This is a genomic window from Nannocystis sp., from assembly GCF_016714285.1.
Lineage (GTDB): Bacteria > Myxococcota_A > Polyangia > Nannocystales > Nannocystaceae > Nannocystis.
The window spans coordinates 151,802-171,354 of record NZ_JADJNN010000012.1; the positions used below are offsets into that span (position 1 = coordinate 151,802).

At 70.9% G+C, this 19,553-nt stretch carries 14 protein-coding genes; 6 read left to right on the plus strand and 8 right to left on the minus strand.

From position 1 onward, the window contains the following. Positions 1-3 precede the first annotated feature (3 nt). From IPJ59_RS21550 to IPJ59_RS21565, 4 genes are read right to left on the minus strand one after another with little or no spacing between them, the layout of a single operon-like run. Positions 4-756 (minus strand): class I SAM-dependent methyltransferase, encoded by a 753-nt coding sequence (locus tag IPJ59_RS21550; RefSeq protein ID WP_293273123.1) that lies wholly within the window; start codon positions 754-756, stop codon positions 4-6. Further along, positions 753-1,802, minus strand: a complete 1,050-nt coding sequence (locus tag IPJ59_RS21555) for a zinc-binding dehydrogenase (RefSeq protein ID WP_293273124.1) — start codon at positions 1,800-1,802, stop codon at positions 753-755. The genes IPJ59_RS21550 and IPJ59_RS21555 overlap by 4 nt, the downstream gene beginning before the upstream one ends. 4 nt (positions 1,803-1,806) lie before the next feature. Continuing rightward, a complete protein-coding gene (locus tag IPJ59_RS21560; RefSeq protein WP_293251249.1) occupies positions 1,807-2,823 on the minus strand; it encodes a YiiG family protein in 1,017 nt (338 codons plus the stop codon). A 4-nt stretch (positions 2,824-2,827) separates the two neighbouring features. Continuing rightward, a complete protein-coding gene (locus IPJ59_RS21565) occupies positions 2,828-3,883 on the minus strand; it encodes a diacylglycerol/lipid kinase family protein (RefSeq protein ID WP_293251250.1) in 1,056 nt (351 codons plus the stop codon). Positions 3,884-4,100: 217 nt separating this feature from the next. Between IPJ59_RS21565 and IPJ59_RS21570 the strand changes: the two genes are divergently transcribed. After that, positions 4,101-6,368 carry a S46 family peptidase gene (locus IPJ59_RS21570; RefSeq protein WP_293273125.1) on the plus strand — a complete coding sequence of 756 codons (2,268 nt, stop codon included), beginning with the start codon at positions 4,101-4,103 and terminating at the stop codon, positions 6,366-6,368. Positions 6,369-6,384: 16 nt separating this feature from the next. Next, the gene (locus IPJ59_RS21575; protein WP_293251254.1) at positions 6,385-6,573 is read left to right on the plus strand and encodes a DNA gyrase inhibitor YacG; all 189 of its coding nucleotides are present in this window, start codon (positions 6,385-6,387) and stop codon (positions 6,571-6,573) included. Positions 6,574-6,669: 96 nt separating this feature from the next. Here the strand turns inward: IPJ59_RS21575 and IPJ59_RS21580 are convergent, their stop codons facing one another. Next, entirely contained in the window at positions 6,670-8,517 is a 1,848-nt protein-coding gene (locus IPJ59_RS21580) for a signal recognition particle protein (protein WP_293273126.1), read from the minus strand. Between the two features lie 146 nt (positions 8,518-8,663). On the opposite strand from IPJ59_RS21580, the gene IPJ59_RS21585 reads away from it, so the two are divergent. From IPJ59_RS21585 to IPJ59_RS21595, 3 genes are read left to right on the plus strand one after another with little or no spacing between them, the layout of a single operon-like run. Continuing rightward, a complete protein-coding gene (locus IPJ59_RS21585) occupies positions 8,664-10,559 on the plus strand; it encodes a vWA domain-containing protein (protein WP_293273127.1) in 1,896 nt (631 codons plus the stop codon). 38 nt (positions 10,560-10,597) lie between these two features. Further along, on the plus strand, positions 10,598-12,937 hold the full coding sequence (locus IPJ59_RS21590; RefSeq protein WP_293273128.1) for a DUF4091 domain-containing protein: 2,340 nt from the start codon (positions 10,598-10,600) through the stop codon (positions 12,935-12,937). Positions 12,938-12,970: 33 nt separating this feature from the next. Then, on the plus strand, positions 12,971-14,608 hold the full coding sequence (locus IPJ59_RS21595) for a CehA/McbA family metallohydrolase (protein ID WP_293273129.1): 1,638 nt from the start codon (positions 12,971-12,973) through the stop codon (positions 14,606-14,608). Positions 14,609-14,705: 97 nt separating this feature from the next. On the opposite strand, the gene tsaB is transcribed toward IPJ59_RS21595, so the two are convergent. Continuing rightward, the gene (gene tsaB / locus IPJ59_RS21600) at positions 14,706-15,425 is read right to left on the minus strand and encodes a tRNA (adenosine(37)-N6)-threonylcarbamoyltransferase complex dimerization subunit type 1 TsaB (RefSeq protein ID WP_293251266.1); all 720 of its coding nucleotides are present in this window, start codon (positions 15,423-15,425) and stop codon (positions 14,706-14,708) included. After that, on the minus strand, positions 15,425-17,056 hold the full coding sequence (gene rseP / locus IPJ59_RS21605; RefSeq protein ID WP_293251268.1) for an RIP metalloprotease RseP: 1,632 nt from the start codon (positions 17,054-17,056) through the stop codon (positions 15,425-15,427). Before rseP ends, tsaB begins: the two co-directional genes overlap by 1 nt. A gap of 342 nt (positions 17,057-17,398) precedes the next feature. On the opposite strand from rseP, the gene IPJ59_RS21610 reads away from it, so the two are divergent. Further along, entirely contained in the window at positions 17,399-18,229 is an 831-nt protein-coding gene (locus IPJ59_RS21610) for a PA14 domain-containing protein (protein ID WP_293273130.1), read from the plus strand. A 66-nt stretch (positions 18,230-18,295) separates the two neighbouring features. Here IPJ59_RS21610 and IPJ59_RS21615 read toward each other — a convergent pair whose 3' ends face one another. Continuing rightward, positions 18,296-19,540 (minus strand): hypothetical protein, encoded by a 1,245-nt coding sequence (locus IPJ59_RS21615; protein ID WP_293251272.1) that lies wholly within the window; start codon positions 19,538-19,540, stop codon positions 18,296-18,298. Between the last annotated feature and the right edge of the window lie 13 nt (positions 19,541-19,553).

Here is a 19,553-nt window from a genome sequence, read left to right on the forward strand (position 1 = left end):
ATCCTAGGCGCGCCGGAGCTCGAGCATGAACAGCTCCTGCAGCGGCGGGCGGCGCTCGCCGTGGACCGCGGGGTCGTCGAGGCTGGACGGCACCGCCGCGATCTCGACGCGGCTGGTGAAGCCGCGGGCCTCGATCGCGTGCACCGCGACCTGCAGGTGCGGTCGACCCGGATCGGCGAGCAGCACCCGTGTGTTGGGCCCGCACAGCGCGTCCAGGGCCGGGCCGAGCGCGCCCGCCAGCTCGGCCTCGTAGAGCAGGTCGCTGCCGATCACGAGGTCGAGGGCCCCGAGCTGCTCGCGCATGGCCGCGAGCTCGGCCGGCGCGCGCCAGTCGAGCGCCCGGTACTCGATCGCCACCCCGTTGAGCGCCGCGTTGCCGGCGAGGAAGCCGGGCACGTCGGGGTGGCAGTCGCTGGCGATCACCCGCGCACCGAGCCGCGCCGCGACCAGCGCGGGCAGCCCGAGTCCGCAGCCGAGCTCGAGCACGACCTGTCCCGTGAGACAGCCCGGGCGATCCGCCGCCAGCGTCGCCAGCCAGCGCGCGAGCCCGCGGCCCGATGGCCACAGCGTCCCGAAGTAGGGTGTGAGCCGCAGGATCTCCGCCGCGTCCACACCGCGCTGACCGAGCGCCACGAGGTCGTCGAGCGCCTCGTCGATGCTGGCGAGGATGTCGAGCGTCAGCGTCAGCGCCCCGACCTGCTCGCAGATCCGCCGCAGGCGATAGGCCACGCGGGCGCCCTGCAACGACCCGCTCACGTCGCGCCCGCGTCCAGCGTGAGCACGACCTTGCCGAACTGCTCGCGGCGATCGAGGTAGCGCTGGGCCTCCGCCGCCTCGGCCAGCGGGAAGCAGCGGTCGACCACCGGACGCAGCGCGCCGCGGGCCATGAGCAGGACGATGCGGTGCAGATGCGCCTTGCTGCCCATGGTGCTGCCGAGCACCTGCAGCTGGCGGAAGAACACCTGGCGAAGGTCGGTCACCGCCGCGTGGCCCGAGCTCGCGCCGCAGGTGACGATCGTTCCGCCGCGTCGGGCCAGGCGCAGGCTCGCCTCCCAGGTGGCCGCGCCGGTGTGCTCGAACACCACGTCGACGCCGCGCTTGCCGACCGGCGCCAGCGCGCGCACCTGCTTCTCCCAGTCGGGCGCGTCGCTGCGGACCGTGAACTCTGCCCCGAGCTCGCGGGCCCGCGCCAGCTTGGCCTCGCTGCTGGCCAGGGCGATGACGCGGGCGCCGTGCAGCCGCGCGATCTGCAGCCCGGCCACGCCGACGCCGCTGCCGACCGCGTGGATTAGCACCAGCTGGCCCGGTCCGACCTGGGCGCGCACGGTCAGCATCTGCCACGCGGTCAGGAAGGTGAGGGGCGCGGCGGCGGCGGTGATCGTGTCGAGGCACTCGGGCCTGGCCAGCAGGTTCGCCGCCGGCACCAGGACCCGCTCCGCGTAGCCGCCCGGCGCCGTCTCGCCGAGGATCCGGTACTGCGGGCACAGGTTGTCCCAGCCCGAGAGGCACGCCTCACATGTCCCGCAGGACAGGCCCGGATTGACGAGCACGGCGCGCCCGAGCCAGGCCGCGTCGACCCCGGCGCCGAGCGATTCGACCACCCCGGCGATGTCGCTGCCCAGCACGTGCGGCAACGGCAGCCTGCTGCCCGGTAGCCCGTTGCGGACCCACAGGTCGAGGCGGTTGAGCGCGCAGGCGTGCACGCGGACGACCACCTGGCCGGGGCCGGCGACCGGGTCAGGGAGCTCGGTGAGGACCAGTTGCTCCGGTCCGCCGTGGGCGTGGAAGACGACGGCGCGCATGGCTTCAGGACGGGCTTTGGGACGGGCTTTGGGACGGGCTTTGGGACGGGCTTTGGGACGGGCTGTTGGCGGCGGCGAAGTTGAGCGCCGCGAAGTCGCGGACGAGGTCGTTGTACTCGCGGACGGCCTCGCCGATGTCGCCGGCGCGGGCCTTGTTGTCCTGCAGGCCCGCGCGCAGGGCGTCGGCGGAGCTGCGGTATTCCCCGAGGCTGGCGACGAACTGGCTCATCCAGAACACCTTCGCCGCGGCGGCCGGGTCGGCGTCGTGGACCGCCATGAACGCCTTGTGGGCCTGCTCGAAGGGCGTGTAGAGCCCCGCGCAGATCTTGGCCGTGATCTCGTCGTGGTCGCCGAGGCAGCGCACGTAGGGCCGGGCCGCGCGCATCATGTCGCGCGCGTGCCACTCGAGGCCTTTTCCGCTGCGGCGTTCGACCTCGGCCAGCACCTGCTCGTCGACGCTGGCCTGCTGGCGGTCGATCTCGCGGTCGAGCTGCTGGCGCGCGTCATCCCAGCGGGTGAAGGCCGCGGCGAAGCGGGTGTTCGGGTCGGTCGGCGGCGGGTCGCCTTCGCCTGGCTTTTCGGACAGGCTCGCCCGCACCACCCCGATCGCCGCCGCCAGCTCGCGCGCCTTGGCCAGGTAGTCGGCGGCCGCGGCCTCGAGTTCGACCAGGGGCGGCTGCAGCAGCGGACCCTCGCGCTGCGCCTTCACGCAGGGCTCGAGCCACTCGTCGAGCACCGGCGTGATCGACTCGGCGCGCGCCTTCTTGCCCGCCGCCTGGGCCGCGTTCACCTCGCGAAACCCCGCGTAGAGCGGCACCCGCGTGCTGTTGGCGCAGTCGACGAAGAGGCTCAGCTTGTTGCTGATCAGCTCCGGCGGCAGCTCGGCCCCGGCGGCGACCGGCCGCTCGCTGTCGGTGAGGCGCTGCTGCAGGCGCTCGCCGATCGTGTTGCGCAGCTCGTCGCCGCACGACGCCGTGAACAGGACGGGGAGGACCGAGAGGAGGAGGCGAGGGGAGGCCACGGAGCTAGACCCAGTGCGCGTCCTCGGGGACGAGGATGCGGAGGTAGTGGTAGAGGTTCTCGATGCGGTAGTGGTCCGCGGGGATGAACTCCTCGCCGTCGATCTGGGCCTGCAGCGGCGGCATGCCCTCCGGGCGCGTGACCCGGATCTCCACCACGCGGCCGCTGGGGATCTCGCGCTGCGGCAGGCCGAGCACGGCGAGGTCGTCGCGCGTGACCGGGTTGCGCTTGTGGGCGCCGATCGCCGCGGCGCCCCAGTCGGCGTTGTTCTTGACGATGATGACCTCGAATTTGCCGTCGTCGGGCTTGCCGTCCGGCGCGAAGATCCAGTCGCCGCCGTAGAGCAGCGTGCCCTTGACGACGATGTCGTTGACGCCGTCGAAGCGCAGCGTGCGGTCGTCGATGCGGATCTCGGCGGCGAAGCGGGCGCGCCCGATCAACGACTTGAACACGTTCTTGAGGTAGCTCGACAGGCCGGCCCGGATGTAGACCAGCTTGTCACGGTAGATCTGACGCACGACCGGGATCCGCTTCACGAACTCCCGCTCGCGGTTGCGCTTGGCGAGGATCTGCGCCGACAGGCCGAGGCCCCAGCTGTCGAACCACAGGTCGCGCAGCAGCAGCTCGCCCGCGGGGTCGAAGGCCTCGACCTTGCCGACGTCGAGCCACTGTTCGATCCCCGTGGCGATCACCTTGATGTTGGCGCCGAGCGCCTTGACCCCCGAGTGCACGCCGAACGATCGGCCCTGGTCGTTGGCCGTGCCCATCGGCAGCATGCCCATCGGCGCGTCGACCCCATATTGCTCGCGCGCCAGGATGATGCCCTTCGCCGTCTCCGCGAAGGTCCCGTCGCCGCCGAGGTAGATGACACGGGCCACGTCCCCCTTCTCGAGCCGCTGCGCCAGCGCGGCCACAGTGGCGCCCTCGGGCAGCGTCGAGAAGAATTCCGGCTGCAGCCGCGCTGTCTGCAAGCCCGTCATCGCCGCCTCGATCGCCGCGGCGGCCTTGCCGGAGCGGGCGGTCGGGTTGCCGACCAGCAGCGATACACGGGGCCTTGGCACGTGCCGGTAGCCTACACGTCGGCGCTGTCCCGCGGCCTGGCAGCGGCCCCGGTCTGCTGCGGGGACCTTGCTCACGGCCCCGCCACAGCGCGTGGTCGCAGCGGAGCGCAGGAGGAAGACCCGCGAGCCGCGGTCCGGGTTTCGCGCTGGCCCCCGGCGGCGACTCACGGGCCCGGGACTGCCCAGCGCACGCGTAGATCTGATACCTGTCAATGCCATGTCGTGCGTGCGTTCCAAGCTCTCCATCGCCTTCTCGTCTCTGCTCTTGCTGGCCTGCAATGGCAGCAAGGCTGACTCCGCGAACCCCGGCGGCAGCGGCAGCGAGGTGCAGGCGGGCGGCGACACCACGCCCGCGGCCTTCAAGTTCCAGAACCCCGGCGGCATGTGGATGCCCCGTCAGATGGCGCAGCACGCCGACACCTTGAAGAAGCTCGGCGTCAGCTACGACCCGAAAGCCCTCACCGACCCGACCGCCTTCCCGCTCAACGCGGTCGTCAGCCTCGGCGGCTGTACGGCCTCCTTCGTCTCGCCGGACGGCCTGCTCATCACCAACCACCACTGTGTCACCCGCTACCTGCAGCACAACGCCACCCCGGAGAAGAACCTGCTCAAGGAGGGCTACCTCGCGGCGACCCGCGCCGACGAGAAGTCGGGCGGACCGACCGCGCGGGTGTGGGTCACCACGGCCTTCACCGACGTGAGTGACAAGGTGCTCGGCGGCCTCGAGGCCGTCACCGACGACAAGGATCGCTACAAGCAGATCGAGGAGCGCCGCAAGCAGATCGTCAACACCTGCGAGAACGGCCGCCCCGAGGTCGCCTGCTCGGTGGCCAGCTTCTTCGAGGGCGCGCAGTTCTTCCAGATCGAACAGGCCGAGATCCGTGACGTGCGCCTCGTGTACGCCCCGGCCGCGGGCATCGGCAACTACGGCGGCGAGGTCGACAACTGGCGCTGGCCCCGGCACACCGGCGACTTCTCGTTCCTCCGCGCCTACGTCGGCAAGGACGGCAAGCCGGCCGACTTCAGCCCCGACAACGTCCCCTACAAGCCGGCTCACCACCTGAAGGTCGCCACCACCAAGGCCGCGGCCGACGGCTTCGTCATGGTCGCCGGCTACCCCGGTCGGACCCAGCGGCTCAAGACCGCCGCCGAGGCGCAGCAGGCCGCCGACTGGTACTACAGCCGCCAGATCGCGCTCTACGAGGAGCACATCGCCGTGCTCGAGACGATCGGCAAGGACCGGCCCGACGTCGCGATCAAGGGCGCCTCCCGCCTGCGCAACCTCCACAACTACCTCACCAACTTCAAGGGCGTGCGCGACGGCCTGGTCAAGGGTGGCGTCGCGGCCGAGAAGGCCCGCCTCGAGGGCGAGCTGCAGAAGTGGATCGACAGCGACGTGGCGCGCAAGGCCAAGTACGGCGACGTGCTCGCCAAGATGGCGGCGCTCAGCCAGGAGCGGGCCCGGACCCGCGAGCACGACATGGCCCAGGACGAGCTCCTGCGCGGCTCCCAGCTGCTCGGCGTCGCCGACACGATCGTCAAGCTCGCCGACGAGCGCCAGAAGCCAGACCCCGAGCGCAAGCTCGGCTTCCAGGAGCGCGACGCCAAGGACCTCGAGCAGGGCTTCCAGGCCATGCAGAGCTCCTACGATCCGGACATGGACCGCGCGGTGTTCAAGCTCTACCTGCAGCGCGCCGCCAAGCTGCCGGAGGCCGAACGCCCCGAGGTCCTCGCCGCGGTGCTCGGCGCCGGCAAGGCCAGCGACGCCGACATCGATCGCGCCCTGACCGCGCTCTACAAGACAAGCAAGCTCGGCGACTCGAAGGCCCGCATCGATCTGCTCAAGACGGCGACCCCGGCGAGCCTGGCGAAGAGCAAGGACCCCTTCATCAAGCTCGCGCTCAAGGTCAAGCCGGTGGTCGACGCCTACAAGGCCCGCAGCGAGGCCCAGGCCGGCGCGCTCGCGGCCCTGCGTCCCCGCTACATCGAGGCGCTCCAGACCTACTCCGGCGGCACCCTCGCGCCCGACGCCAACGGCACCCTGCGCATCACCTTCGGCACCATCCGCGGCTACAGCCCGCAGCCCGGCGCGCCGGTCTACACCCCGTTCACGAAGCTCTCCGAGGTCGTCGCCAAGCACACCGGGGAGGAGCCCTTCAACGCCCCGAAGGCGCTGCTCGACGCCGTGGCCGCCAAGAAGTTCGGGCCCTATGTTGACCCGACCCTCGGCGAGGTCCCGGTCAACTACCTCACCGACCTCGACATCACCGGCGGCAACTCGGGATCGTCCACCCTCAACGCCGCCGGCGAGCTGACCGGCCTCGTGTTCGACGGCAACATCGAGGCGATGGCCAGCGACTGGGTGTTCATGCCGGCGATCACCCGCTCGATCCACGTCGACATCCGCTACGTGCTGTGGGTGATGGACGCGGTCGACAACGCCGACCACCTGCTCACCGAGATGGGCGTCACGCCCGCGATCTGAGGGCCAGGGGGCGCGCGTGCATATTCGCTGCCCCATCTGCCGCAAGCAGATCCGCGACGCGCCGGACGACTTCGCCTGGCGCCCGTTCTGCTCCAAGCGCTGTCAGACGATTGACCTCGGCAACTGGCTCGGCGGGGCCTACCGCATCACCCGTCCGCTCGGCCCCGACGACGTCGACGACGACGGCGAGCGCGGCGTCAACTGAGCTCGCACACGCGGCACCCAGCTCAATAACCGCGGTCGCCGACGCCGTGACGCGAGCGTCTGTCACGTTCACGGCAGCGCCGTGAACGTGGCCGCCTCACTTGCGGCGGTTCTTCTTGCGCGCCAGCTTCTCCGCCTTGCGCTTCGCCGCGATCGCCTTGTAGTCGATGGCACCCTTCGGCGCGCCCGGGTGCCCGCCCATGCCGCCATGCCCACCGAGGTTCGGCGCGCCCTGTTGTCCACCCGGCAGCCCCGGCATGCCTGGCAGCCCACCCATGCCCGGCATGCCGCCCATGCCCGGCATGCCGCCCATGCCCGGCAGTCCGCCCATTCCCGGCATGCCGCCGCCGCCGAACATCGAGCTCAGCGCCTCCGGGTTCTGGGCCAGCTTGCGCAGCGCGTTGAGCTGCTTGAGGCTGCCCATCCCGGGGATCTTGTCCATCAGCCCGCCGAGGCCGCCGCGCTTCTGATCACCGCCGGGCATGCCCGGGATGAGCCCGCCGAACATGCCGCCCATCATGCCGAACATGTCGCGCATGCTGATGAAGCGGGCGATGAGCCCACGGACCTCGTCCTCCGTGCGCGCGCTGCCGCGGGCCACCCGGGCGACGCGGCTCTGCACGAAGTCCTCGGGCTTCATGTTGTTGGGGTCGGGCATGCCGGCCGCCGGGTCACGCCGCTTGCGCCGGCTGAGTTTGGCCGCGGCCGACTGCTTCGGATCCTTGTCGAAGAACAGCTCCGGCTCGTTGCGCTCCGCCTTCGTCATCGAGCGGATCATCGCCTCGACCTTGCCGAGCTCCTTGTCGTCCGTGGCTTGCTGCATCGCCTCCGGCGGGATCTCGATCCCGAACATGCTGGCCAGGGGCATCTTCTCCATGATGTCCTTGAGGCTGCCCATGCTCTGGATGTTCTTGATCTGGGTCAGGAAGTCATCCATCGAGAACTTGCCCGAGAGCATCTTCTCGGCGTCCTTCGCGGCCGTCTCCTCGTCGACGACCTCCTGGAAGTCGTTCATCAGCCCGACCAGGTCGCCCATCCCTAGGATGCGCCCGGCCAGACCCTCGGGGCGGAACTCGTCGAGCTTGTCGAGCTGCTCGCCGATGCCGAGGAACTTGATCGGCTTGCCGGTGACCGCCTTCACCGACAGCGCCGCGCCGCCGCGGGCGTCGCCGTCGAGCTTGGTCAGGATCACGCCGGTGACGTCGAGCTTCTCGTCGAAGGCCTTCGCGGTGGTCACCGCGTCCTGGCCAATCATCGCGTCGATCACCAGGAAGATGTTCGACGGCTGGACCCGCGTCTTGATGTCCGCGAGCTCCTGCATCAACACGGCGTCGATCGTCAGGCGACCGGCGGTGTCGTAGATGACGAAGTCGTAGTTCTCGGCCGCGGCGGTGTCGGTCGCGTCGGCGCAGATGTCGACCGGGTTGGCCCCGTCGATCGAGAACACCGGCAAACCGAGCTTCTCGCCCAGCACCTTGAGCTGGTGCACCGCGGCCGGACGGTACACGTCCGCGGCCACCAGCATCACCTTGTAGCCGGCCTTCTGCAGCTTGCGCGCGAGCTTGCCGGTGGTGGTCGTCTTGCCCGAGCCCTGCAGGCCCACCATCATGATGCCCGTGACGCCCTTGCGCGCCCGCGACAGCGAGGTGTCCACCGGACCCATCAGCGCGATCAGCTCGTCGTGGCAGATCTTGACGAAGTGGTCCTCGGCGCGGACCCGCAGCGTCTCGCTCTGCTTCTTCGCGACCAGCTGCACCTTCTCGCCGAGCGCCTTCTCTTTGACCGCCTGCAAGAAGCGCTTGACCACCCCGAACTCGACGTCCGCCTCGAGCAAGCTCAGGCGCACGTCCTTCAGAGCGGCGTTGACCACGTCCTCGGTCAACTCGCCTTTGCCAGTCAAACGCTCGCGCGCGGCCCGGAAACCCTTCGATAATGTCTCGAACACGGCCGGGCGTTCTACCACTTCCCGGCCCCGCGCGGCGCTCCGGACGTGCCCGGGGGGCCTAGCTCACACGCATGGCCGTGGGCGCGAGCTGCCCGGAGACCCGGCTGGTGAATCCGGCGGCCGCGCGCTACGTTGGCTGCCCCACCATGACGAAAACCGCCGCCAGGGCCCAGGGATGGGGCGTCAGCCTGCTGTTTCGCGGTCGCAGCGTCGCCGAGTGCAGCGTCCGCGACGGCGCTCCGCTGCGTGTGGGCGAAGATCCCGCGTGCACGCTGGTCGTGCCGGGCCTCGGCGGCAGCGCCTTGCTCGCGCAGGGCGAGCGCCTCCTCGGCGTGCCCGGACTCACCGGTCTGGTCCACCGCGACGGCGAGCCCGAGCCCGTGCAGGAGACCGACGGCACGACCCTCAGCGTGGGCGAGCGCGCCGAGCTGCATTTCGTCGCTCACCCGGAGATCACCCTCGAGCTGCGTCGCCAGCAGTTCGATCGCCTCCCGCTCGGCACGCTGCTCAACGTCCGCGAGCTCGGTCGCCAGCTGGCTCTCGGCGCCGGCCTGGTCGCCGGCATGATCTTGCTGGTCCGCAGTGAGGCGCCGGTCAACACCCTCGAGGTCAAGGGCGAGCCCGACGCGCCCGAGGACTCGGCCCTGGTGCGGGCGATGTTCGCCACCGCGGTGGAGCCTGTACCGATCGTCGACGTCCGTTGGCTGCCCGTGCCTGTGCCCGTCGCTCCGCCGTCGCCCGAGCCGCCCGCGCTTGCCAGCCTCGCCGCGCTCTTGCCCCCGCCCGTCGCCGTGCCCGTCGCCGACGCACCGCCGCGAGCCCGCAAGCGCCGCGCCCCCGAGCCCGAGGTCACCGCGATGCTGCTCGGCTCGCTGGAAAGCGACGAGCTCGGCGGTGTGTTCGACGAAGCCGTGGTCGGCGGTGTGGTCGGCGGCGTGGTCGGCGGTACGGTGGCATCCGACGTGATGGCCGAGCGCAGCCCGGACGCCCCTGGCCTCGCCTTCGGCCTCGCGGACGGTGGTGCTGGCGGCCTGGGTGGCGGCGGCACGGGCGAGGGCGTCAGCGCCCGTCCGACCGTCGGCGACGAGCTCGTGGTCCGCGAGCTCCACGATCAGCCCAGGCCCGAGCTCGTCGAGCTCGACGAGCCGGCCGACGACAGCTTCGTCGAGGCGATCATGGGCCCCGGCACCAGCGACACACCTGTCCCCGGGGACAGCCCGCCGCCGCCTCCGCAGGCTGGCCCGCACAGCCACGGCGAGGCCGGCGTCGCCGTGCTGCGTGGCACCGCCGACGGGCTCGCCGCGGTCGCCCCCGAGGACCGCTGCGACGACCCCACGATCAGCAAGAAGCGCCAGCTCGACGTCGTCTTCGTCGTCGACGTCTCGACCACCATGAATTTCATGCTCGGCCGCATCGAGCAGCAGCTCGCGCAGGTCGACGCCGAGGCGCGGGCGGCCGGCCTCGACACTCGCTACGGCCTCGTCGTCTTCGTCGACGACGTCCAGCTCGGCAACCAGGGCCAGCCCTACGTCGACCTCGCCGCCGTGCAGCGGGACCTCGCGCACTGGCAGGCCTTCACCAGCAGCAACCGCCAGATCGGCAGCGAGGCCGCCAACCTCGACTGGCCCGAGAACAGCCTCGACGCCCTCCACAGCGCCGCCACCGGCTTCGCCTGGCGACCCGCCGACACCACCCTGCGGATGATCGTCCACGCCACCGACGACGACTTCGGCGAGGCCCCCGCGGTCCAGAGCGGGCAGCAGATCCAGCACAGCTACCAAGCGACCGTCACGGCCCTGCGCGCGGCGGAGGTCCGCATGTTCAGCTTCGCCGCAAAGATCGGCGGTCAGTGCGAGTGCCTCGACGTCCGCCCGGGCCTGTTCACCCGCCACCGCGGCCGGCCCTCGCTGCCGAGCGCCACCGGCGGGGTCGTGTTCGACATCGACGAGGTCGCGAGCGACAAGCTCAGCTTCGCGGCCGCGGTCGGCGGCGCGATCAAGAGCGGCGTCTGCACCCGCTACCCGCTCTCGCCGTTCGGCTGAGCGCCCGTGCCCGCTCGCGGGTGATACCCTGGCCGCACGTGGAAGCCTCGCGGTCGATCGCCCTGTGTCTCCTGCTCGCCGCGTGCAAGGGCGGCGACGGCAACGACGGCGGCAGCGAGACTGGGGGCACCGGCGGCGGCTCGGCCAGCAGCGGCGACGAGCCGACCACCGGCGACCCCGTGTGCACCGACTGCACCCCCGTCGGCATGATGAGCTTTCGCCTGCCCTCGCCCGCGGGCGCGACCCTGTGGACCGCGACGACGATGGACAAGGTCCTGCGCGAGGCGGCCCCGCCCGAGGCCACCGCCCCCGCGATCCAGATCCACGCCGCCCGCAACGAGTACGAGCCCTTCCAGCTGGTCGTGCGCAGCGACACCGACGCCATGGTCAGCGTCAGCGTCTCCGATTTCAGCGGACCCGGCCCGCTCCCCGCGGTGACGCTGCACCGCGTCGACTACGTGAACATCGCCGCCCCCTCCGACCCGGGCGCGATCCTCAGCGGCCAGATCCCCGACCCGTTGGTCCCGATCGCCTTCGGCACCCCCGTGGCTGTCAGCGCCGCGAGCAACCAGCCGCTGTGGTTCACCGCGCAGGTCCCCGCCGACGCCCTCGCCGGCGACTACAACGCCACCATCACGGTGACCATCGCCGGCCTCGCCCACGAGGTCCCGGTCCAGCTCCACGTCTTCAACTTCGCCATCCCGGCCCAGCTCGGCTTCGACGGCAACTGGAACACCAGCTTCGAGGCCCTCGGCGGCGGCGCCAGCCTCGAGCGCGTCGAGCTGCTCAAGGACTTCTTCTTCGCCCACCGACTGGTCCCATCGTCGGTCGCCTGGCCGGCGGGCACCAACTACAACGGCGGCATCATCTACGACTGCGCCGCCGGCGTGTTCAAGGAGGAGGTCAACGACTACGACATCTCGTCGCTCGGCCCGAAGTACATCGACGGCGTCGGCTGGAACGGCGTCGGCTTCCCGTCGTTCCAGGCCATGACCTTCGTCGACAACAGCACGCCGCGGCCGCAGCTCTTCTGCGACGTCGACCGCGGCCCCGACCACGTCGGCACCGCCGAGTACAACGCCGCCTGGTCGAAGATGCTGACCGCTCTCGACGCCTACCTGGTCGGCAAGGGCTGGGCCGGCAAGGCCTACTACTACACGCAGAACGAGCCCCAGGGCCCCGTCGACTACGACACCGCCGCCTACCTGGCGACCCTCACCCGCAGCGCCGCGCCCAACCTGCGCCTGGCGATCAGCGAGGAGCCCAAACCCGAGATCGCCGAGCACCCGCAGATCGCCGGCAACCACTACGACCTGTGGTGGGCCAACCTCTCCGCCTTCGAGCCCGTCTACGCCGCCACGCGTCAGGCCCTCGGCGAGCAGGTGTGGTGGTACTTCCTCTACGGCGACCTCCCGCCGCACTTCAACCCGATCACCATCGATCACGCCGGCGTCGAGACCCGCGTCGCCCACTGGGCCGCCTGGAAGTTTCGCATCCGCGGCTTCGCCTACTACTCCGTCACCGGCTGGGGCGCCGACCCGATCGCCGACCCGCGCCCGCAGGGCACCAATCAGAACGGCGACGGCTTCCTCCTCTACCCCCCCCAGGGCGACGCGCTCGTCACCAGCATCCGCTGGGAGCTGCTGCGCGAGGGCATCGAGGACCACGAGTACCTCCGCCTCGCCGCCGGCGGCAACTATCCCGCGACCCCGGCCGAGGTCGTCGGCTGCGACGTCTCGGTCGCCAGCGCCGTCTCCTCGACCACCGCCTACACCCGCGACGCCTCGGGCCTGCAGCACCTGCGCGACGAGCTCGGCTTCTACCTCGAGGGTGCGCGCAGCGGCTGTCCGCTGCTCATGACGAACGCCCCCGGCGTGCACAAGCGGGCCCCGTACTACCTGAACTTTCAGGACCCCGCCGGCGAGCCCGCCACGGACCCGCTGCAGGTCGACGGCCAGACCTGGCAGAAGGTCGGCTGGGTCCCCTACGCCGTCGAACAGGGCTTCGGCTGGTCGGGCCCCTACATCGGCGATCCCGCGATCATGAAGGCCCAGTACCTCGCTGATGCCCCCGTCGATGAGCTGCAGCGCAGCATCCTCTACAACGACTACGGCCGCACCGACACCTTCAACTGGGACATCGAGCCCGGCCTCTACACCGTCACCGTCTCGGTCGGCTGGCACGGCAAGGACTACCCGAAGCACCGCGTCATCGTCGAGGGCACTCCGCTGTTCGACTCGGTCCCCACCACGATGGCCGAGCCCTACCGCGTCGCCTCGATCGACGTGATGGTCAGCGATGGCAACCTCACCCTCGAGGCGGGCCAGATGGACGAGTACACGATGCTCAACTGGCTCAGCATCGTCCCGAAGGATTGACCGCCGCGCGCGAGATTGCGCTAAGCTGCCGCAGTGCGCCTCCTGACCCTGCTTTGCGGCTCGCTCCTCGCCACCCCGGCCCTCGCCGGCGAGACCAAGATTGTCCTCGATGGCGCCGTCCCTGACGGCGGCCTCGACCACTTCTTCGTGCCCTTCGACGTCCCGCCCGGCACCGTCGAGATCGAGGTGCAGCACGATGACCTCTCCGACGCCAACATCCTCGACTGGGGCCTCAACGACCCCGCGGGCTTTCGCGGCTGGGGTGGCGGCAACAGCGAGCCCGCCGTCGTCGGCCTCGCCGCCGCCTCGCGCAGCTACGTCGCCGGCCCGATCGCCGCGGGCGAGTGGCGGGTCGTCGTCGGCAAGGCGAAGCTCGTCGAGACCCCCGCGAGCTACGCCCTCACGGTGATCCTGCGCGACGCGCCGAGCCTCGCGCCGCAGCCCGAGCGCGCCCCCTACCAGCCCTTCGCGGGCCTCGGCGGCGGTCCGCGCTGGTACGCCGGCGACTTCCACGTCCACTCGCGCGAGAGCGGCGACGCCAAGCCCCCGCTCGCCGAGATCGCCGCCCTCGCGCGCAGCCGCGGCCTCGACTTCGTCGAGATCAGCGACCATAACACCCTCACCCAGCTCGAGTTCTTCGCCGCCGCCCAGGCCGAACAGTCGGAGCTTCTGTTCGTCCCGGGCAGCGAGTTCACCACCTACGCGGGCCACGCCAACGCGATCGGCGCGACCGCTTGGGTCGACCACAAGATCGGCCAGCCCGGCGTCACGATCGCCGCCGCAGCCGCGGCCTACGCCGCCCAGGGCGCGTTGTTCTCGATCAACCACCCGGCGCTCGACCTCGGCGACGTGTGCATCGGCTGCGCCTGGAAGCACGAGATCCCGGCCGAGCTCGCCGCCGTCGAGGTCGCAACGGGCGGGCTCGACAAGGCCGGTAAGTACCTCACCGACGATAGCATCGCCTTCTGGGACAAGCTGTGCGGCGAGGGCCGTCACCTCGCGGCGATCGGCGGCAGCGACGACCACCGCGCTGGGAAGGACCTCGGCGCCTTCGACAGCCCCGTCGGCGACCCCACCACGATGATCTACGCCGACGAGCTCAGCACCCCCGCGCTGCTCGCGGGCATCACCGCGGGTCGCACCGTGGTCAAGCTGCAGGGACCCGGCGATCCGATGCTCGAGCTCGCCGCCGATGTCTCCCCGATCGGCGACACCATCACCGCCGACGCCGTCACCCTGCAGGCCACGGTCACCGGCGCGCCCGCGGGCAGCAGCGTCCGCTTCCTCCGCAACGGCCAGGGGATGCCCCCGATCCCGATCGACGACGACCCCTTCGTCGCCAGCGTGCAGGCCACCGCGCCCGCCACCGGAGAGGACCGCTGGCGCGCCGAGGTGATCGTCGACGGCCAGCCACGCACGATCACCAGCCACCTGTGGCTGCGCGACGATCCCTCGTCCGCCCCGACCACCGGCCCCGAGCCCACCACCGGCCTCGACGCGAGCAGCGGCAGCACCGCCGCGCCCACCGGCGGCGCTCCGGGCAGCAGCAGCAGCGGTTCCCCCGAGGAGACCCCAGGCGAAACTGGCGGCTGCGCGTGTGACCTGAAGAAAAGGCCGAGCGCCCCCATGTTGCTGGCGCTGCTCGTGCTCATCCGCCGACGCCGGGACTAGCTGGCCCGAGAGACAGCCTCACACGAAGGGCGAGCGGTACGGCGGCCGGCGCCGGGTGTTCGTCCCGAGCTCGGCGTAGCTGGCCCGAGAGACAGCCTCACACGAAGGGCGAGCGGTACGGCGGCCGGCGCGGGGTGTTCGTCCCGAGCTCGGCGTAGCTGGCCCGCAGGTACAGCGCGTCGACGTGATCGATCTCGGCGGGTTGATCGCGCCTGAAGGCCCGGGCGGCCGCCCGCCACAGCCCGCGCCCGTCGACGCCCGGCGTCGTCTGCAGCGCGAAGCCAGCCAGCGCCTCCGCGTAGGCCGCCGCGCCTGGTCCCACGACCTGGATGCCTGGCGCATCGACCATGTCCGTGAGGACCTGTCCGATCGGACAGCAGCGCGGCTCGCCCAGTGCCCGCGGTCCCTCCTCCGCGAGTACGAAGCGAGCCGCGTAGACCTCGCCGCGTCGCGCGTCGAGCAGCGCCAGCACCTCGCCGTCGCGCGTCGCCCCGCCGGCCAGGCTCGCCAGGGTGCTGAGCGCGAACAGCGGGCAGGGGAGGGCGAAGGCCAGCCCCTTCGCCGTCGCCAGCGCCACGCGGGTGCCGGTGAAGGTGCCCGGCCCCACGCCGCAGGCGATCGCTCCGAGCTGGCGCGGTGTGATGCCCGCCTCCTCGAGCAGCGCGGAGATCCTCGGCGCGAGCAGACTTGAGGCCGGCGCCGCGCGATCGTCGTGGGTCGCCTGCGCGACCAGTCCGTCCGCGTCGCCGCCGACCCGCCCAAGGGCGAGCGCCGTGCACGGCGTCGAGGTGTCCAGCGCCAGCAGCCAGGTCGACATCAGTCCATCCAGATGCGCATCACGTCGTTGCGCAGGGCGATGAGGAGGAGCAGCAGGATGATGACCAGACCGATCGCGCTGGCGATCTCCCGCGCCCGCTGGCTGAGCGGTCGGCGGCGCAGCGCCTCGATCGTGAAGAACATCAGGTGCCCACCGTCGAGGATCGGGATCGGTAGCAGGTTGACGAAGCCGAGGTTGATGCTGAGCAGCGCCATCAGCCGCAGGAACTCGGCCCAGCCCTGGTTGGCGGCCGTGCCAGCGACGTCGAAGATGCCGACCACCGAGCTCAGCTCCTCCACGCCGCGCTCGCCGGTCACCATCTGCCGCAGGGTCGTCCACATCATCATCAACATCGACCCGGTGGTCGTCAGCGCCGAGCGCATCGCGTACGTGAAGCGCCCGCGGATCGGCTCGGGCGGCGGCGTCATGCGGCTGTGGTAGGGCTCGGCCCCGAACCACAGGTAGCTGCGCGCGTCCTTGTAGAGCCCGCGGTAGCTGCGGATCTCCTGCGTGACCTGCACTTCGCGCGGCGCCTGGCCAGGCGACTGCACCGTCAACGCCAGTGGTTGCTCGCCCTGACGATCGAGCAGCACCGCGACCGTCTCCCAGCGCGTCACCGGTCGATCAGCCACCGCGAGCACCCGGTCGCCCGGAGCGATGCCCGCCTTCGCGGCCGGCGAGTCCGGCTCGACCGTGCGGACGAAGGTGTTGGCCGGCAACAGCCCGGTGCTCTGCCCGCGCTCGTGCCGTGGCAGCAGGCGCGCGTGGTACGAGTCGAACCACAAGTAGCGACCGAGCTCGCCGCGCACGGCCTGGGGCCGCAGGTAGGTGAGGCGCAGCGCGCCGTCGCGGCTGCGCTCGAGCTCTCGCTCGAGACCCTCGATCGTCTCGACCGGCTCGCCGTTGACCGAGGTGATGATGTCACCGGTCTGCAGGCCCTCGGCGTGGGCCGGGGAGTCGGTGTCGATGATCCCTATCTGCGGCGCGTAGACCCACTGGGTCACCCCGAGCAGGCCGCGCGCCTCGTGTTCGCCCACCATGTTCTTCGCCACGCTCTTGCGCGGCGTGACGAAGCGGTCGAAGCGGACCCCGTCGCGCTCGATCTGCAGGCGAAGCTCGCGGCCCGGGGCGACACGTACGCGGTCCTGCATCTCCTGCCACGCGTGGATGTCATCGCCCTCGATCGCCACGATGCGATCGCCCGACTGTAGGTCCGAGGCCGCCGCCGCCGAGTCGTCGAGCACGGTGCCGATGATCGGCGGTGCCACCACGGTGTGCCCGAGGAAGAACGCGAAGTAGATGAACAGCGGGAGCAGCAGGTTGAACGCCGGACCTGCCCCGAGGACCAGGTAGCGGGCCCACAGCGGTTTGTTGCGCAGCGCCCGGTCGGCGTCCTGCGGGCTCAGCTCCTCGTCCGGCGACGCGCCCAGCAGGGTCACATAGCCGCCGAGCGGGATCGGAGCGATGCGGTACTCCGTCTCCCCGATCTGCACCCGCGCCAGCGCCGGACCGAAGCCCAGCGAGAAGCGCACAGCCTTGACCCCGACGAGCTTCGCCGCCAGCAAGTGACCGAGCTCGTGGATGAAGATCAGCGGCCCGATCAACAGGATGAACGCGAGAAAATACGTCACCCTCGACCTCCTGCAGGCCGTTCGGCGCAGCGTGCGAACTCGCGCTGGCGCTGGTGTGGCGTCGTCATGCCAGAGCCCTGGATACTCGACTCACGCGCGCAGGTCCATCGCGGCACCCCTCCGAGCCGAGCATCGTGACAGCAATCACGGGCCAGGAAGCGACCGTGTGACGCCAAAAAAGATGCTGGTCTCGCCTGGACCTCGCCGTACACTTGTCCGCCGCGCGGGCTCAGGTGGCGCGCTCGAGCGACTTGTCTCGACGTCCAACCTGCACCGCCTGAATCCCGTCCAAACCCGGGCGTCTACCGCCCCTGAATTTCCGACCTCCACGAGGACTTCCCGATGATCCGCAATACTCTGATCCTGGTAGCGAGTTTTGGGCTGATGGCTGGTTGTGCCACCTCTTCCGCGACCTCCACCCCCCAGAACCCCGATGCTGGCAAGGTCAACTACGACGTCGGCAGCGCGCCGAATGGCGGCACCGGGTCTGGCTCTGGCGGCACCGAGCCGGCGACCGATGGCGGCGCTGCGCCCCACACCGCCAAGGGCCGCGACTCGACCAGCACCAAGTCTGTCGGGCTCAAGCCCAAGGTGGTGAAGAAGATCGCCGCCGCCAAGCCGCCCAAGCCGGAGGAGCCCGCGGCTGATCCCAAGGTCAAGCCGACCCGCAAGGGTCGCGTCGACGTGAATGGCCTGCTGGCCGAGGCGTTCGCCATCGAGGCGACCACGACGAAGCTCCCGGACCTCACCACGTTCGCCGGGCCGAGCAGCATCTTCATCGCCGCCACGGTCGACGCAACCGGCAGCACCCCGCTGGCGGGCATCCCGGCGACCGTAGCGACCCCGACCGCGCTGCGTTTCACCGGCACGATCAACATCACCGCTGGCGACGAGTACAAGCTGTGCACCAAGAGCAGTGACGGCTCGCAGCTGCTGATCGAGGATACTCTGGTCGTCGATAATGACGGCGTTCACGCCGAGGCCGTCGAGGTGTGCGAGCTCGTCAACCTCGAGCCCGGCGAGTACAAGATCGAGATTCGCTCGTTCCACACCAAGTCGGTGCTGGTCCAGGCCAGCTGGGCCGTCGGCAAGGATGGCACCCCGGCCGCGATCCCGACCCGCTCGTTCTTCCGGCCGGCCGACGCCGACGCTCGTGTGAAGGCCAAGAAGTAGCGCCACCCACCGATGGCAACCCAGGGGCGCGCCGCGGAACTCCGCGGTGCGCCCTTTGTCGTTGGCTCACTCGTGGTCGCAGGCGGCCGCGACCCGGCGCGAGCCCCCATCGGCGCGCACGAGGAACTGGCCCCGGCCGGCGAGCGACACCTGGGCCCCGGGATCGAGGGTGAGCGCGCCGGTGCGATCGACATCGACGCCCTTCTCGTCGATCGGCGCGATCGTCCACGCCTGGCCCTGGATCTGCCCCAGCGCCACGCGGCCGCCGATCTGCAGCAGGTGTGAGCTCAGCTCCTTGCGCGCCGTGGCCATGATCCGCGCCTGTCCGGTCGCGTCGTCGCGGCCGGCCCGGTACAGGAAGTCCTGCTCCGGCAAGGTCGCGTCGTCGGTGAGTGGCACCAGCCCGGCGAGCCAGTACAGCGCGTCGCGGTCGGTAGCGATGAACGCCGGCGACACCACGACCGGTCCGGTCGTGGTCCAGTACGGCAGGTCGCGGCGCAGCATCGTCGGCGGCTGATCGGGCCCGAGCGAGCGCAGCTCCACGTTCGCCACCAGCGTGGTGTACACGGCCGTCGTCGCCGGTGGGTCGGACATCTTCGAGGAGTACATCCCGATCAGCGCCGCTGCTCCGCCCACGCTGCCCCCCTCGGTGGTGCCGAGCAGCTCGAGCTCGATCGGGCCGCTCAGCAGTGGCGGCTGGCACGGGAGCATCTCATCGATCTGGCCTTCAGGACAGGCTTGCCACAACGGCAAGCCAAGCGCCGGCTCAGGCGCGAGCGTGTCGTCGAGACGCGAGAGCATCACCTCGACCGTGCTGGCATCGCCGCTGTACGGCACCGCAAGGACGTGGGCGACTTGATCGAGGAACACGAGCCTGCGCGTCCAGTTACCGGCCGCCGGGAAGTCGACGAGGCGCGGGCCGGCGACGAGATCCCCGTCCTCGCTGTCGCTCACCCGCCACACCTGCGCCTCGTTGGGACGGTCGAGCAGCACCCAGGTCTCGCCCTCGATCGCACCCGGTACCAGCTGCAGCTCGGCGATCGTGCCGATCTCGGAGAAGTCGTGCGCAGCTCCGTCGGGCGATGCAACCAGTTGCAGTCGACCCTCGCCGTCGGTCGCCAGCGCCCACGCGCGCGCCCCCTCGCTGCGTTCGATCGCCAGCGCGTGCACCTGCCAGCCTGGCAGCAGCGCCGGGTCGCGCACCTCGAGGGCGATGCGGGCGCAGATGCGGCCGAGGTCGATCTCGAGGTCGGGATCCGGCCCGCTGACGCAGGACGCCGCGGCGACGACGGCGAGCAGGACTCGGCGCATGCCCGACATGATA

What these genes read in the sequence shown, in the direction of transcription:
- IPJ59_RS21555 (WP_293273124.1), bottom strand. Translation starts at nt 1,802, where the DNA reads ATGCGCGCCGTCGTCTTCCACGCCCACGGCGGACCGGAGCAACTGGTC.
- IPJ59_RS21570 (WP_293273125.1), top strand. Translation starts at nt 4,101, where the DNA reads ATGTCGTGCGTGCGTTCCAAGCTCTCCATCGCCTTCTCGTCTCTGCTC.
- IPJ59_RS21585 (WP_293273127.1), top strand. Translation starts at nt 8,664, where the DNA reads ATGACGAAAACCGCCGCCAGGGCCCAGGGATGGGGCGTCAGCCTGCTG.
- tsaB (WP_293251266.1), bottom strand. Translation starts at nt 15,425, where the DNA reads ATGTCGACCTGGCTGCTGGCGCTGGACACCTCGACGCCGTGCACGGCG.
- IPJ59_RS21610 (WP_293273130.1), top strand. Translation starts at nt 17,399, where the DNA reads ATGATCCGCAATACTCTGATCCTGGTAGCGAGTTTTGGGCTGATGGCT.
- IPJ59_RS21615 (WP_293251272.1), bottom strand. Translation starts at nt 19,540, where the DNA reads ATGCGCCGAGTCCTGCTCGCCGTCGTCGCCGCGGCGTCCTGCGTCAGC.